This window comes from Sulfurovum xiamenensis (genome assembly GCF_030347995.1).
GTDB lineage: Bacteria > Campylobacterota > Campylobacteria > Campylobacterales > Sulfurovaceae > Sulfurovum > Sulfurovum xiamenensis.
In genome coordinates this window covers 46961-61877 of record NZ_JAQIBC010000007.1, presented here as the reverse complement: position 1 = coordinate 61877, position 14917 = coordinate 46961, and the positions used below count along the sequence as shown (strand labels likewise).

13 protein-coding genes and 2 riboswitches are annotated in these 14917 nt (G+C 36.2%); of the genes, 6 read left to right on the top strand and 7 right to left on the bottom strand.

Annotated features, from left to right (window positions below; genetic code table 11):
• Positions 1–44: 44 nt before the first annotated feature.
• On the bottom strand, positions 45–1676 hold the full coding sequence (locus tag PF327_RS09260) for a hypothetical protein (RefSeq protein ID WP_289402286.1): 1632 nt from the start codon (positions 1674–1676) through the stop codon (positions 45–47).
• A 132-nt stretch (positions 1677–1808) separates the two neighbouring features.
• Positions 1809–1895: riboswitch (cyclic di-GMP riboswitch) on the bottom strand.
• 141 nt (positions 1896–2036) lie between these two features.
• A riboswitch (cyclic di-GMP riboswitch) is annotated at positions 2037–2116 on the bottom strand.
• Positions 2117–2348: 232 nt separating this feature from the next.
• On the opposite strand from PF327_RS09260, the gene wbaP reads away from it, so the two are divergent.
• Positions 2349–3797: an undecaprenyl-phosphate galactose phosphotransferase WbaP gene (gene wbaP, locus PF327_RS09255; protein WP_289402285.1), complete on the top strand. Its 1449-nt coding sequence runs from the start codon at positions 2349–2351 to the stop codon at positions 3795–3797.
• Between the two features lie 24 nt (positions 3798–3821).
• Here the strand turns inward: wbaP and PF327_RS09250 are convergent, their stop codons facing one another.
• The 4 genes from PF327_RS09250 to PF327_RS09235 form a co-directional block, all read right to left on the bottom strand.
• Positions 3822–4577 (bottom strand): WecB/TagA/CpsF family glycosyltransferase, encoded by a 756-nt coding sequence (locus tag PF327_RS09250; RefSeq protein WP_289402284.1) that lies wholly within the window; start codon positions 4575–4577, stop codon positions 3822–3824.
• A gap of 100 nt (positions 4578–4677) precedes the next feature.
• On the bottom strand, positions 4678–7089 hold the full coding sequence (locus PF327_RS09245) for a GumC family protein (RefSeq protein WP_289402282.1): 2412 nt from the start codon (positions 7087–7089) through the stop codon (positions 4678–4680).
• A gap of 26 nt (positions 7090–7115) precedes the next feature.
• On the bottom strand, positions 7116–7871 hold the full coding sequence (locus PF327_RS09240; RefSeq protein ID WP_289402281.1) for a polysaccharide biosynthesis/export family protein: 756 nt from the start codon (positions 7869–7871) through the stop codon (positions 7116–7118).
• An 88-nt stretch (positions 7872–7959) separates the two neighbouring features.
• On the bottom strand, positions 7960–8745 hold the full coding sequence (locus PF327_RS09235; protein WP_289402280.1) for a TrmH family RNA methyltransferase: 786 nt from the start codon (positions 8743–8745) through the stop codon (positions 7960–7962).
• A 102-nt stretch (positions 8746–8847) separates the two neighbouring features.
• On the opposite strand from PF327_RS09235, the gene PF327_RS09230 reads away from it, so the two are divergent.
• The 4 genes from PF327_RS09230 to PF327_RS09215 all read left to right on the top strand — a co-directional run bounded on the left by PF327_RS09230 (position 8848) and on the right by PF327_RS09215 (position 12445).
• Positions 8848–9243: a rhodanese-like domain-containing protein gene (locus tag PF327_RS09230; RefSeq protein WP_289402278.1), complete on the top strand. Its 396-nt coding sequence runs from the start codon at positions 8848–8850 to the stop codon at positions 9241–9243.
• Between the two features lie 82 nt (positions 9244–9325).
• Positions 9326–10183 carry a DnaJ C-terminal domain-containing protein gene (locus PF327_RS09225; protein ID WP_289402277.1) on the top strand — a complete coding sequence of 286 codons (858 nt, stop codon included), beginning with the start codon at positions 9326–9328 and terminating at the stop codon, positions 10181–10183.
• Between the two features lie 10 nt (positions 10184–10193).
• Entirely contained in the window at positions 10194–10565 is a 372-nt protein-coding gene (locus PF327_RS09220; protein ID WP_008243496.1) for a heat shock protein transcriptional repressor HspR, read from the top strand.
• A 74-nt stretch (positions 10566–10639) separates the two neighbouring features.
• Complete coding sequence (locus PF327_RS09215; protein WP_289402275.1) at positions 10640–12445, top strand: putative bifunctional diguanylate cyclase/phosphodiesterase; 1806 nt, start codon at positions 10640–10642, stop codon at positions 12443–12445.
• On the opposite strand, the gene PF327_RS09210 is transcribed toward PF327_RS09215, so the two are convergent.
• Positions 12438–13424, bottom strand: a complete 987-nt coding sequence (locus PF327_RS09210) for a lytic murein transglycosylase (RefSeq protein WP_289402274.1) — start codon at positions 13422–13424, stop codon at positions 12438–12440. The two genes, PF327_RS09215 and PF327_RS09210, sit on opposite strands and share 8 nt — an antisense overlap.
• A gap of 9 nt (positions 13425–13433) precedes the next feature.
• Positions 13434–14330 (bottom strand): HpcH/HpaI aldolase/citrate lyase family protein, encoded by an 897-nt coding sequence (locus PF327_RS09205; protein ID WP_289402273.1) that lies wholly within the window; start codon positions 14328–14330, stop codon positions 13434–13436.
• A gap of 45 nt (positions 14331–14375) precedes the next feature.
• On the opposite strand from PF327_RS09205, the gene PF327_RS09200 reads away from it, so the two are divergent.
• On the top strand, positions 14376–14876 hold the full coding sequence (locus PF327_RS09200) for a YgjP-like metallopeptidase domain-containing protein (RefSeq protein WP_289402271.1): 501 nt from the start codon (positions 14376–14378) through the stop codon (positions 14874–14876).
• Positions 14877–14917 lie beyond the last annotated feature (41 nt).

Genomic DNA, 14917 nt, shown 5'->3' with positions numbered 1-14917 from the left:
AATTATATTGAAATACAATTACCTCAATATTACTCATATTAATTTTATATTCTGTCTTCGACAACTTCGCCAGAAGTAATTGCTGATATTGAACCATTATATTTGGCTTCATATTTATCTTTGTAGTTATAGGCTATCAGTTGGAAACTATTTCCAGGTATTACTTCGATCTCAAATAGACCATTTTCATCAGTAGTGAGATCACTACTGATCCAGTTATCTCCTATGGCATATACTCTTGCATCACTGACTGGGGATCCGTCGACATCAACAATATGACCTCGATAGATACCGACTTCTTCCTCAACTGTTTGACTCAGACTCCATGTACCAGGGTGTGATATCTCTCCACGATATGTTCCATCTGCTTGCCGTTGGGCATAACCTTCTTCGATCCATAATCCTTGGTCGTAATCATAGTACCAAAGTGGAATGGTATTTGCTGTTGTTCCTGTGACGGATGGAAGTACTAAAGTTATATTATCAGATAAACTCAATGAGACATTATTCTCATCTTTTAATTCTACTGATGTAATGGCATAGGAGACAAATGGAACAATAATCCCATTGCTATTCTCCCCCTCAAAAGATCCAGGAAAGGTATCTCGTACTTCTGTTGACATGGTATCTTTAAAAGTCCAACGACTATAAACAATTCCATTATAGATATTTCCTACTGTATCTGTATGAATGGTACCTGCAGGTATTAAAACTGCACCACCTGTGGCTCCACTTTGGCTCTCATAAGTCCATACTCTACCATTAGTCCATTCCCCACTATAGGCATACATAGTATATTCTAGATAATTTGTAGAAATTGTACCATCTCCGGATGTCTCTGTGATCTGGATCTTGGTACTACCGAGAGGGTATCCCTCTTTTTCAAAGTTTACTACTGCTTCATCAGTAACCACTATATTATTAAGTGTATAGTATCCATTTGCATCGGTTTTTGTAGTACATCCGGCAATTGTGACTGTAACATCGGCTAGACCAGTACCTGAAATACTATCTTTAACCTGTCCTTGTTGCATTGCAGGCCCACTTTGACATACGGGTGCCGGTTCAGTTACGACTGGATCAGTTGGCGCAGGTTCAGTTACAATTGGGTCCGTTACGATTGGATTAGTTGGCGCTGGTTCCGTGACAGTCGGTTCTGTTGTGTTTGTTTCTGTTGGTGCTGGGTCCGTTACGATTGGTTCTGTTGGCACTGGTTCAGTTATGATCGGTTCCGTGACAATTGGTTCTGTAGGAACTGGATCAGTTACAATCGGTTGTGTACTTGCAAGTGTTGTAAATGTGTTGTCACTACTTACAATGAGTCTACCTCGCTCATCTTCAGAGACTGTTCTATAGTGATATTCTGTAGCAGCTTGTAAATTTGATAAGGTTACAGTACCTTCTTCTTGTACTGTAACTACTGAACCATACTTATTACTTGTACCATACTCTACAGATTTTGTAGTATATCCATAGGGATTCCATTCGATGGTGGCAGAATCTTCTGTAGCTGTGACAATGATATCAATCTTCACTACTTTTTCTGTTGGGGCTGTAGTGAGATCTGTTGTAGTTGAATCTGTTGTAGTCGCTGTTCCTCCACCGCCACAACCTGCAAGCAATGTTGCAAAAGACAGTATAAGTACATTATGTTTGATATTGTTAAGTCTAAACATTCGTTTATATTCCTTCTGTGTATGAACGTGTATTGTTGTGAAGAAAATATATTGAAAGGTAGGGGGAGGGAGTTCTTCTATGAAGAATTGAATAAACCACTATAAATATAGCATTACTTTGTTGTGTTCAACAAAGGCAACTAGGCTATCTCATGAATCATTATTATGAGACCCTTGGCTTTCCGTCCCTACTTCACAATAGGTTTAGCTTTTCTCACTAACTTGGTGGGAATTATATTGAAAGAGCATTACCTCAATATTACCCACATGCCTGAATTTTTATTAGGATTAGGATTATAAACTTTATATAAAAGTTATAATTTATTAAGAGACATCGTTTGAGATACGATATGTCAAAATAAATGCAACCCAGCTATCTTTTTTTCAAAAGACCTGAAGCTTTCCGTCCCTGCTTCACAACAGGTTTGGCCTAATACTTTTATTAATATAACTTATGATTAAGTAGTATCTTAAATCATAGTTGTACCGGAATAATACATAATTAAACTGAAAATAATATAAAATTAAAATATATGTTTATAATCAATTTATTTGATGAAATATAAATTTAGATTACTGTTGCTTCACCATTTTGTATTTTGATAATATAATATATTTAGCTATGATGTAATAATATAAAATATAAATATTTGGTAGTTTGGAGTGATTTATATGTGGACAGACAGAAGGCGTAAATCTTGGAAAAATGATATTTTTTCTGTTATCGGCTTAATTATAATTGATTCACTCTCTTTTTTTACTTCAGTAGGTATCGCCTATGCATTTAGTACATTAATCTCCTTTGAAGTGTTAAGTCTAGATTCCCTTGAACTTAGTACTTTAAAGGACTACGCTTGGCTGTCTATCATATATTTAATTGTTATAAGCTATGAAGGTTTGTATTCTAGAAGGGAAACCTTTTCAGAAGAGTCACGAATTCTTGTTAAATCACTTATTTTATCTACCACTATAGCTCTTATTATTGGATTTCTGGAGCATTTATCCATGTCATTCATTATCTTACTGTGGCTTACTAGTATGATGATCTTTCCTATGTTTAGACTCTATGGTAAAAATCTTTTATATCGTTTAAAAATATGGTATGAGCCTATTCTTATACTTGGGAATAATGGGCCAGGAAGAGAATTTGCTGATAAAATGATGAAAAACCATTTTCTTGGATATAAGGTAATAGGGTTCTTGGATGATGGTAGATCTCTTGAAAATAATGAAGTGCATATCCCAAATGAACATTATAAAGTTTTGGGTGAGATCAAAGACTACTGTGATATAGCAAGAAAATATCATGTCAATATTGCATTGATTTCTTTACCACATTTTGAGAAGGAAGAAATTTCTGCTTTAGTGCTTGAAGTAGAGCAGTGTTCAAGGCGTGTTATTATAGTGCCACATGCAAAAGGTATAGCAATGCAAAACACCAAACTTTTACATGTACTCTCAAACAATACATTTTTACTGGAACTCAATAATAATTTAAGAAAAAGAAATAATCTGTTTTGGAAAAACACTTTTGACATACTGATAGCACTGATCCTGTTACCTTTAAATATACCTGTCGTTATGATTATCGCTATTCTCATTAAAATTGATTCAAAAGGACCAGTCGTTTTTTCTCAAAAAAGATTGGGACAGTATGGTACATATTTTCAATGTTTTAAATTTCAGACCATGTATGAAAATAGCGATGAGATCCTAAAAAAATATTTAGAAGAAAATGAGGAAGCAGCAGCAGAGTGGAAAAAATACAAAAAACTTAAATCATATGACCCCAGAGTTACAAGAGTAGGGAAAATACTTAGAAAAACATCTTTGGATGAACTTGCTCAGATTATTAATGTGCTTAAGGGAGAGATGAGTTTTGTGGGTCCAAGACCTTATCTCCCCAGGGAGAGAGAAGATATGGGGAAACAAGCCAGTATCATTTTAGAAGCTAAACCAGGTATTACAGGCCTATGGCAGGTTTCAGGCAGAAATAAACTTACATTTGATGAGAGAGTGACACTTGATTCATGGTATGTATATAATTGGTCATTATGGTCAGATATATTTATACTGATCAAAACGATTAAAGTAGTTTTGAAAAGAGAGGGGTCTTGTTAATTAACACTCCCCTTACAAATATTTTCAGTCATCTTTAAAAACCCTTACTTTGATAAATTGGACAAATAACAGGCCAATAAACAGTGAATTAGTCACTAAATATCTTTTCCACAATCTTTTGGGGTCTTGAATCAACCTATAAAGCCATTCAAGTGAATAGTTTTGCATCCATTGTGGTGCTCTACTTTTTAAGTTAGCATATACTTCTAATGCTCCTCCTAAGCCTATCATGCAGCTATTGATTTTATTTTTATGCTCAGACATCCATTTCTCCTGTTTTGGACATCCAAGTGCTACAAAAACAAAATCAGGATTATGCTTGTTGATGATCCTTACTATATGCTCTTTTTCTTCATGTGACAAAGTTCTAAAGGGGGGTGAATATATATGTAGTTTTAAGTTTGGGAACTCATTCTTGGCCTTTGATACAATAGCCTTTAATACTTCATCGGTTGAACCGTATAAGAAAATTGATAAACCTTTTTCTTCAGAAATATGCATAAGATCAGGCATTAAGTCCATACCTGCAACTCTATCCTGATCTACACTGTAAAGCATCTTCATGGCTTTAGCTAGGGGCATACCATCGGGTGTTGCGATATCAGAACTATTCACAATGTTACAAAAAGTTTTATCCAAATATGCTTCGATCGCCATATGTACATTTGAAATGCAAACATAACTAGAACGACTGTTTTTAGAAAGATCTAAAATATTACCAATGAGTTCTTCGTAGCTACCGGTATTAATCAAAGTGTTAATAACTTTTCTTTTTTTCATTCATAATTTCCTTATAAATAGAGGGATACACTCTGTATTTTTCATAACCTGCATAAGTAAGACATAGCGTAATTTAAATTCAGAATTTAAAATTTTAGGGCTACAATTTCAATTTTCTTCTAACAAACTCCATAATTTTATTTTTTTTCTGGTTTTTATCACTTGTACCATAGCCGTAACCATAGCCGTAACCATATCCATATGAACTTGAGGATGCATCTACAGAATTGATCACTAAACCTATATGTTTAAGATCATGTTTCTCGACTAAACTGTTTAAGTCTGTAACAAATGATTTCTTGGCATAATTCTCACGAAAAACAATGAGATTTAGATCAGCATATTGCATAAGATGCATCGTATCTGTTACCAGACCCAGTGGAGCACTGTCTATAAAGATATAGTCATAAACTTCTTTTAATGTATCTATCAATTCATCCAATTTATCTGATAGAATAAGTTCTGAGGGGTTTGGTGGAATAGGCCCAGAAGCAATAATATCCAGGTCTTGATATTCTGTTGACTGAATAATATCTCCAACCTTATGTTTTCCACTTAAATAAGTACTTATTCCAACACTATTAGATGCATTAAAATAATGATGAAGCGTAGGTTTTCTCAAATCTAGATTGATGACTATGGATTTATAATTTGCCATTTGAAAAACAGCACCTAAATTCGCTACAGTAGTACTTTTCCCTTCACCTGCAACAGTTGAAGTGACTAATATAACATTTGCTTGGTTTACTTTTTGTGTAAATTGTAAGTTTGTTCGTAAACTTCTATAACTCTCTGAAAAAGGTGATTTGGGATCTTTAAAGACTTCAAGTTTAATTACATTTTGCTTTAATGCAGGAAGGATACCATAGATTGGCAATGTAGTTAGATCTTCGATATCTTGTTTGTTTTGTATTTTATCATTCATGAAGTGACGTACCAGAGCTTGTACAATACCTAAAATAAGACCAAGCATAAGAGAAATAATAAGTATCATAGAAGGTTTCAAACCAATAGGTATAGGGCTGTGATATGCATTGTCAATGACTCTATAATCTGAAAGGATTGCTACTTTGATCATTTCATTTTCAGATTTTTTTCTAAGAAGAAATTTATAGGTTTCTGCATTTACTTCGTAGTTTCTTTGTAGATTAATGAGAATTCTCTCTTGTGTGGGGAGTGATTCAATGTTTTTATCATAGGATTTTTTTAATTTTACAAGATTTGCATTCCTATGTATCAAACTTGACTTTAAATTTTGAACATTTAATATAAGTTTCTTTATAATATATCGGATTTGCTTTCGTACGGCAATCAAACCGGGATGTTTAGAGGAGTACTCTGCCTGTAATCCTTCTTCTTGAATCTGAGCTTCTTGCAGCTTGGTGATAAGGGCCAGTGTAGAAGGATCATTCAATTCTATTAACAATGGTGCCATTGCATCAAGATTTTCCCCCTTGTCTATAAAGGCAAGAAGGTTTTTCATTAACATCTCTTTGAGTTCATTCTGTGAGAGTTCAATATCAATTTTACTTAATTCCTCAATATATGTTGCCCCCTGTAATTTTGGATCAATAGCTTTATTCTCTATTCTGTAGTTTTCTAATTTTTTTTCAGAATCATCTAGTTTTCTTTTTATCTCTTTGAGTTGTTGATCGATAAAGTTTATGATTCTGTCATTACCTTTAGTCTTCTCAGCTACACTTTGGAGTATGAAACTTTCAGCAATTTCATTAACAAAAGCATCTGCTCTTTGGGGGATGTTATCTTTATAGGTAATATTGATAAGTGGTGCATCTAAGGTGACTTGTGTAATCTCGAGATTACCTTTTAAGTTTTCAAATATTCGTCTGTTATTTGTAAATAAGATAAAATAAACTGGTTCTGTTATTGTACTCTTTGTTTCAACGGTTAATTCAAGATAGGAATTTTTAAGAGGTTCGCCATAATGATAGATTTGTGTATCATCAAATTCTATCAATTCTTTACCAAACAGTACATGCGATATTTTGCTTATAACTGTATTGTCCACTTGAAGATGGAAACCATCTTCTACAGGAATAAGTTTAATTTTTCTACCTGTGATCTTTCTATTTAATACAGTAACATCTTTAATTGTGACTGGTGAATTATTATAGAGTTCAACTTGTTTAAATCCACTATCTATGTAATAGCGTGTATGAAAATTTATTTTATTAAGTACTAGATTATTAACATGAAAAGTTTTTAAGATTTCTATATCTTTATCTACATTCGAACTTCCAAACCCAGAGAATGCTCCTTCTAAAAAGTCAGCTTGGGTCATACCTCCTGTTTTTCCACCATCAACAGATTTGACTTCAATCGTAGCAGAGGAACTGTAAATGTCTGTTTTAAAATACAGAAAAAAAGACGCTATTATTAATGCAATGAACGTAATGAATAAAATCGACCATTTGTATTGCAAGACCGTCTGAATAAGTTCTTTGACCTCAATTTCATCATTATTCAATGTACGATCATTGCTTTTTAACATCGTCTTATTTCTCTACATCTCTTTCATTAATCACCTAAGTATTTAACCTGAACTGCTGGTTGTATAATATTTCCTATGAGTTGTAGTCCCGGATTAGTTTCACTGATTCCAACATTGATAGATTTTATATCATTTGGAGCTACATAAACTATGTCGTTAGGATAGATCATTAGGTTGGCTAATTTGATCGAGTTTGGACCTGTTAGGTCAACAGTCTCAGTATAGACTTTATTGTATCTGTTTTTTAAAACAACGATGGCATGTCTGTTCGCAGAATCTGTCAGATCACCTGCTTGAGCCAACAATTGTAAAAGTGTAGCTTTCTCGTTAAAGAGTCTTACTTCACCAGGTTTTTTTACTTCACCTAGAATGTACGCTCTCTTGTTTAGCACTTCCAAATAGAGTTCCGCATCTTCAAGAAAGGCAGAATATGCTTTCTCTATCTTTTGTTGTGCCGCTCTTTGAGAAAGTCCGGCAACATGTACATTTTTCACAAGTGGTAGTCTAACATATCCATTTGCATCAACTAATACACCTCTTGTATCTTCTCTTTGGCTTGCAGTACTTGTTGTACCAAGTTCAGGATGATTATACATCGTAATAGATATTCTATCATGTGGTTGGATCTTATATTCATATTTGGCAACACTGGTTAAGTCAATCACCTGTTTCCCCGCATTCGGTTGACTTATATTTGTATCATGGAATAAAACAAAGTCCTCTTTAGTTGTACACCCTGCCATTGCAAGAGCCGCTATTATAAACATCGCTACACGTTTCATGATATTCTCCCTGATAAATTAATATGTTTTGAGTATATCACAAATATAATTAACAAGCAACAGTATTTTCTAAGTTTATTTAGAATTATTATTTTTTAATATTGTGTTTAAACTGATACATCATGATGGAAGCTGCAACCCCTACATTAAAACTCTTCACCCCTTCTGTCATCTCTATGGTGACTACTTCATCACAGAGATGCAATATTTCATCTGACAAGCCTAAACCTTCATGCCCCATGAGCAGTACCCATTTGTCTACGACTTTGACAGAGGAGAGAGGTATAGAGTCAGCAGTGACTTCTGCTGCATAGATACGGTATCCATTTTCTTTGAGGGTTAGGATAGTTTTTTTTATATCATCATAGAGATGTGTTTTGAGCATACTTACATGTCCCATGGAGACTCTAAGTGCCCGTCTGGAGTAGGGGTGTGGTCCCTGTGAAGGCAGTAAGTATGAGTTTATCCCTATAGCCGCAGCAGAGCGTGCGATGGAGCCTATGTTTTGTGTAGAACTGATCTCATCTAACATAATGATCTGATCATCAAGGTCACACAGTGGTGTTTGTTCCGGGCGTGTGCCATGCATCATGACATTATGGTGTATCTTGTGTCCTACGATATTTTGCATAAGGGCTTTACTTGCAACAAAGAGTTGAGGAATGTTTTTTTCTTTGATGAGATGTGCATAGGTATCATAATACTCTTGTGTTGCCAGAATACTTTTAACTGTGATATCTGTTTTGAGAAGCAGGTTCACTACTTTGGGGCTGTCTGCTATAAAACTGTTGTCAGAGGTAAAAGCATTGTCTCTGAGCTGATGATAAATGCTGAGTTCTGGTAAGTTTATGTCGTTCACTGGTGTAAGATTCATACTGTATTGTACTCTAAGGGTGTGAAATCCACGATTATTTTACGTAGTTTTGTTATACTATTTATAGTATAACTCGTATTATTATTCATATAAGGAATAGAGATGAAGAAAATTGTGATAGGTTTATGTCTTATGACAGTATCATTGATGGCAGAGTTGTATCAAGTGTGGGCGACGCCTGAATTTACTGAAAAAAATATCAAGATCATCGATATTCGTACCCCAGCAGAATGGAAGGAGACAGGGATCGTAAAAGGTTCCTATACGATCATGTTTTTTGATGAACAAGGGAATTTCAATGTTCCGAATTTTTTGGAACAGTTAGACAGGGTTGTTAAAAAAGATGAGCCCTTTGCACTCATATGTAGAGTGGGTAGCCGTACGGGTATCGTTTCGGAATTTTTATCAGACAGGATGGGCTACAAGGTCACTAATTTGAAAGGTGGCATTATGAAGATGATACTTGAAGGGTATAAAACAGTACCGTATCAACCATAAATCCTCTTTAACTTGATTGACATTGACTAAACTTTTTTGATATAATTTTTTAAAATAAAAAAACCATTATTTTAGGAATACTATGTCAAAAAGTTTATATGAAACACTCGGTGTAAGTGAAAATGCTTCTGCCGATGAAATTAAAAAATCTTATAGAAAACTCGCAAGAAAATACCACCCTGACATTAACAAAGATGAGAGTGCTGTAGATAAGTTCAAAGAGATCAATGCAGCCTATGAAGTCCTCTCTGACCCTGAGAAGAAAGCACAATATGATCAATTTGGTGATCAAATGTTCGGCGGCCAGAATTTCCATGATTTCGCACAGAGACAAGGTGGAGGTGTTGACCTCGATGAGATACTCAGACAAATGTTCGGTGGAGGCGCTGGCGGTTTCAGTGGCGGTTTTGGTGGTGCACAAGGCGGTTTTGGCGGTTTTGGTGCGCCTGACCTGGACCTTCAGGCACGTATCACCGTACCGTTCATGGTAGCGATCAATGGTGGTAAACATAATGTTTCTGCCAATGGACAGAATTTTGACATCAAGATCCCGGCAGGGATCAAAAGTGGTGAAACCATGCGTGTGCGCGGTAAAGGTAAACAGTACCAGGGACATGTAGGAGACCTTCTTATACAAGTGGAAGTCGCCGCTTCCAATGAATATGAAAGAAAAGGTGACAACCTCTATAAAACATTTGATGTGCCTCTGAAAGATGCACTCTTTGGAGGTAAGATCGCTATAGATACACCAGAAAAAGAGGTGTCACTCAAAGTACCTAAAAATACGAAGAATGGTCAGAAATTTAGACTAAAAGGTAAAGGTGTCGCTGACAGAAAAACAGCATTGAAAGGTGACTTGTACCTTGTAGCCAATGTGGTTTTACCTGATGTAGATACGTTGGATGACGAACTTAAAGCGATGATCGAAGAAAAACTCTAAAGGATATTCAATGCACAGTTATGATGAACCCGTATACCTAATCTCTGTAGTGGCTAGCATGCTAGACATACACCCCCAGACATTGAGACAGTATGAACGTGAAGGCTTGGTTGAACCTTCACGTACTCAGGGACGTATGCGTCTTTATTCACAACGTGACATTGAACGTATGAAACTCATTTTACGCTTAACGCGTCAAATGGGTGTGAACCTTGCAGGAGTTGACATCGTGCTGCAGCTTAAAGAACAGATCGATGAAATGCAAAAAGAGATAGACCAATTGCGTGAAGAACTAAGCAAAGTAAATCGTCATGGCTCTGTCCATTCAAGTAAGGCCTTGGTGACAAAAAGCTCCTATGATATTATTATCTTCGAGGATTAAGATCAAAATTATTGTATAATAGATGTATGAAGCATCAAAAATATTATACATTTCTGCAAAAACAAATTCTTCTAATGTCTGGGCTCTCCCTTTTACCTGGACTTGTTTATGTCATTGTTGGTTGGAACTTTCATATTTTGATGCCCGCATTGGTATGGTATGGTATATTGTTATGCATTTCATACTATGGATGGACGTTATATAAAGAATTTGCTACCTATAGAATGGATGAAAATCATTTAAAAAAATGGTATGGAAAACTTACATGGTTCATGTATATCATTTTTTCTGCCTGGTCATTGATATTTGTGATGTATGTCGGATATGATCAATACCATATACATTATATAGCAATTTTTACACAGCTGGGTGCGGCTGTTGTAGCATCGACACTGCTTGTCTCTGATAAAAAACTGTTTGTTCCTATTTTAGTTACTCTGATGTTACCACTGATCGTCTATTTTGCATTTGTTGATGCATGGTATGGGTATGTGTTGTCGATCTTTTCTCTGATATTTTTATTTGTGTTATTATATGCATCTTTTAATACTAACAGATTGTTACAGAAGAATTATTCCCAAGCCCAACATGACATCTTGACGGGGCTTTATAACAGACGCTATTTTATGGAGTATATGGAATCTTTGCATGAAAGATTGGCTGTGAATCATAAAACCGCATGTTTGTTTCTGATAGATCTGGATCATTTTAAAACCATTAATGATTCTTTGGGGCATGAGATCGGGGATAAGTTATTGATAGAGGTTTCCGAGCGTCTTAAAGAGTATGCAGAAGATACACATATCGTGGCGCGTTTAGGAGGTGATGAGTTTATCCTTATAAGTAAAGAGTTAAATGAAGACGTGTCTAAAATGGATCCTGCATATAGTTTTTCGGAGGGATTGCTCTATGTCATTCGCAAGCCTTATAGTATTGATGGTCATCATCTTCATATCAGTGCAAGCATTGGTGTACATCAAATCGATCCATCATTCCTCTATAGTAAAAATTTTATTAGAGAAGCAGATATAGCGATGTATGAAGCAAAGGTTCAAGGGCGAGATGGTGTGATCATCTTTAATCAAGACCTTGCACAGAGGGTTGAAAGACACCTTCTTATAGAGCAGAAACTCCATTATGCATTGAAAGAAAATATCATAGAGGTCTTCTACCAACCGCAGTTTGATAAAGATGAACAAGTGATAGGCTGTGAGTCCCTTATCAGATGGAATGATGATCAGTTGGGCGAAGTGGAGCCTGAAGAGTTCATCCCCATCATAGAAAACACAGGATTGATCTTAGAAGTCGGAAGCTATGTGCTAAAAGAGACATTTGAAAGTATCAATAGATGGAACGCTAAAGGTAAGAAATTAGAATCTATTTCAGTGAATGTCAGTATGAGACAGCTCTTATGTGAGACATTTGTCAATGAAGTGGAACGTTTGATCAAAATCTATTTTCCTAAAAAAGAGAGTGAACAAAAAATTGTGTTTGAGATCACAGAGCATGTTTTTTCAGAAGATATGAAAAAAGTGGTCAGTATGATGAATAGATTAAAAAATATAGGTATTTCATTTTCCATTGATGACTTTGGTACAGGGTATTCTTCACTCAATTATTTAAAAGTGTTGCCGATAGACGAAGTAAAAATAGATAGAACATTCGTAGCACGCCTAGATGATAGTAAAGATGATAAGAAGATGATCAGTACGATCATCTCTATAGCTAAGAATTTGGATCTAAACATTGTGGCGGAGGGAGTGGAAACATTTCAACAGCTTATATTCCTGACCAAGATAGAATGTGATGTGTTTCAAGGATTTTATTTCGAGGAGGCACTCTCTAAAAAGGCGTTCGAGGAGAAATATATTTTTACTTGACCGCCTGGGCAATAAGATGTATGGTCATACCATAGCTTGTTGAATTATTGTAACGTGTCAGTACACGGAAGTTTTTGGCACCCAGCCAGATGTCATCATGCGTAAGGTTACGGTTTTTCAGCAGATAGGCTTTAGGCTCCTTAAAGTGCTTTAAAGGCGTGATACCATGCTTTAGTATCGTCTTTAATGGCAGGGTTCGTCTGTGACTTGTTTTGAGTGCTGTATAGCGTTTCCCTTTAAATTTTGTCGGCACTGCGACCTGGGCTCCTTTTTCCCAACCGTTCTTCTTCATAAATTTTGCAATGATCCCAATGGCATCCTCTAGGTCCCACGGGTCCTTTTCCCCGTCACGGTTATAGTCCATACCAAACTTTCTGAAGACCGAAGGCATTTGTTGTACCATGCCCATAGCTCCGGCAAAAGAACCCTGCAGTGTCGTGATATCATAGTTCTGTTCTCTGGCCATTAAAAAGAGATGTTCCAACTCGGACTTGAAAAATTTCTTCATACGGTTTTTATGAAAGGCAAGGGTGGTTAAAGCATCTAATACATTGTAGTCTCCGCTATATTCTCCAAATTTGCTTTCCACTCCGATAAAGCCCACAATGTACTCCATGTCAACTTGATACTCTTGACTTGCTTTTAGTAGTGTTTTATAGTATCTTTTTTTAAAGGCTTTGGCTTTGTCCAGAGTGACAGGATCCAGTACATGCGCCTTGTACCGTTCCCAAGGGCCATTTGTGCTGCCTACTTTGTATTTTCCTGTATATCGTGCCAGTGTGTCACGGTCAAGTTTTGCACTTTTGAGTACAGAGATCATAGAGCTGCGTGTGAAATGATGTTTTTTGACCATCCTGTCGATGAAGGTTTTGACCTCTTTTTTGGCTAGAAAATTATATGGAACAGGTGGACGGTCATCATTTGCACTCAGGAAATAGGGTAAAAGTATGGTAAATAATAAGAGTGTAACAGATCTCAACTTCTCACCTTAGCTAAGATTGAGAACCAATAGGCTGTCGCGGTAGATAGGTTCGTCAATAAACCCGTATTTCTCATCCATAAATCCGTTGATTCCTTGTGCGGAATGGGTTTCAAAAGCCTCTTTAATATGCAAAGCCCTTTCTATCTCATCACGATTTGTATGAAATATTTCATTGGCGATCTGCACTTGTTTGGGACCCATGCATGCCTTGGTCTCAAAGCCCATCATCTTTTCTCTTTCACACCAGGCTTTGAACATTTCTGTGTTATTGTACTCCTGGAACATAAATGAGATAGGGTGTATACCGGCTGTTTTTGCATCGACCAAAAACTTGGAGAGAATGTAGTCTATAGTAGGGTTATTCAGCGTTACTAATGACTGAGGCAATCCAAGAGAGGTGAACAGGTCCAAAATACCCAGGTTCGCTGTAGTAAGACGTTCATCTATACGCAGTGTACTTAAGCTCTTAAAGGCTTCTTTTGTCTCCAGTGAAATATGCAACTCTTTATCTGCACTGAGAAGTGTAAGTGCCTGAGCTATCTCAGTCTGGTTTTTTACTTTTGCGACACGTACCGCATCAAAGCCAAAATCATTTAAAAAGGTTATCTCTTCTGCCCCACCTTCATCTAGAGGGTTGGTACGTACAATGATGAAAGAGTTAGAGTGTTCCATATGTGAGAGGAAGAGAGCGATGTTATGCAGGGCTTCTTTTTTTCGTGATGGAGCAATGGCATCTTCAAGATTGAGGGTTATCATATCTGCAGGATGATTGTCTATACGGTTTAAATGCTTGAGATTCAGTGGATTAAGCATCATGTTGGAACGGTAGGTACGTTTTACGGCAGAGGTTTTTCTTTTATTTCCAAAGGTTGTAGGAAGTGTCTCTAAATCATCAAATATCATACTGTTATAGTATCTAAAATTAACTCAAAAGAGATATAATTCTCCATGTTAAAATACCTTAATGGTTACGATAGCCAGTTAAAAGCCCAGGTGCAAACCCTCATAGATCAGGATAAACTCGGCGAGTATCTTCTCTCAAAGTATCCCACAATACATGAATATACTACAGATAAAAGTCTTTACAGCTATGTACAGACACTTAAAAACACCCATATGCGCAATGCTGTACCTATCTCCAAAGTACTTTATGATACGAAGATACGCGATATTCATACTGCACTTGGAACACATACCTTTGTGTCACGTGTACAAGGCGGAAAGCTCAAGGCCAAAAACGAGATACGTATCTCACATATTTTCAAAAAAGTCCCTGAGCCTTTTTTGCGGATGATCGTGGTCCACGAATTGGCACATATCAAAGAGAAAGAACATACTAAAGCGTTCTATAAACTTTGTACCCATATAGAACCGGCATACCATCAGCTTGAATTTGATCTTAGGCTTTATCTGACTTACCGTGATATTTTTGGAGTATTGTATGTTTGATGGGAGATCAGGTGATTGAAAGCGGCAAAAGTTTGTTACAG

Bases quoted from the DNA above. Each gene is read 5' to 3' on its own strand.
- PF327_RS09260 (WP_289402286.1), bottom strand. From the start codon at position 1,676: ATGTTTAGACTTAACAATATCAAACATAATGTACTTATACTGTCTTTT.
- wbaP (WP_289402285.1), top strand. From the start codon at position 2,349: ATGTGGACAGACAGAAGGCGTAAATCTTGGAAAAATGATATTTTTTCT.
- PF327_RS09250 (WP_289402284.1), bottom strand. From the start codon at position 4,577: ATGAAAAAAAGAAAAGTTATTAACACTTTGATTAATACCGGTAGCTAC.
- PF327_RS09245 (WP_289402282.1), bottom strand. From the start codon at position 7,089: ATGTTAAAAAGCAATGATCGTACATTGAATAATGATGAAATTGAGGTC.
- PF327_RS09240 (WP_289402281.1), bottom strand. From the start codon at position 7,871: ATGAAACGTGTAGCGATGTTTATAATAGCGGCTCTTGCAATGGCAGGG.
- PF327_RS09235 (WP_289402280.1), bottom strand. From the start codon at position 8,745: ATGAATCTTACACCAGTGAACGACATAAACTTACCAGAACTCAGCATT.
- PF327_RS09230 (WP_289402278.1), top strand. From the start codon at position 8,848: ATGAAGAAAATTGTGATAGGTTTATGTCTTATGACAGTATCATTGATG.
- PF327_RS09225 (WP_289402277.1), top strand. From the start codon at position 9,326: ATGTCAAAAAGTTTATATGAAACACTCGGTGTAAGTGAAAATGCTTCT.
- PF327_RS09220 (WP_008243496.1), top strand. From the start codon at position 10,194: ATGCACAGTTATGATGAACCCGTATACCTAATCTCTGTAGTGGCTAGC.
- PF327_RS09215 (WP_289402275.1), top strand. From the start codon at position 10,640: ATGTCTGGGCTCTCCCTTTTACCTGGACTTGTTTATGTCATTGTTGGT.
- PF327_RS09205 (WP_289402273.1), bottom strand. From the start codon at position 14,330: ATGATATTTGATGATTTAGAGACACTTCCTACAACCTTTGGAAATAAA.
- PF327_RS09200 (WP_289402271.1), top strand. From the start codon at position 14,376: ATGTTAAAATACCTTAATGGTTACGATAGCCAGTTAAAAGCCCAGGTG.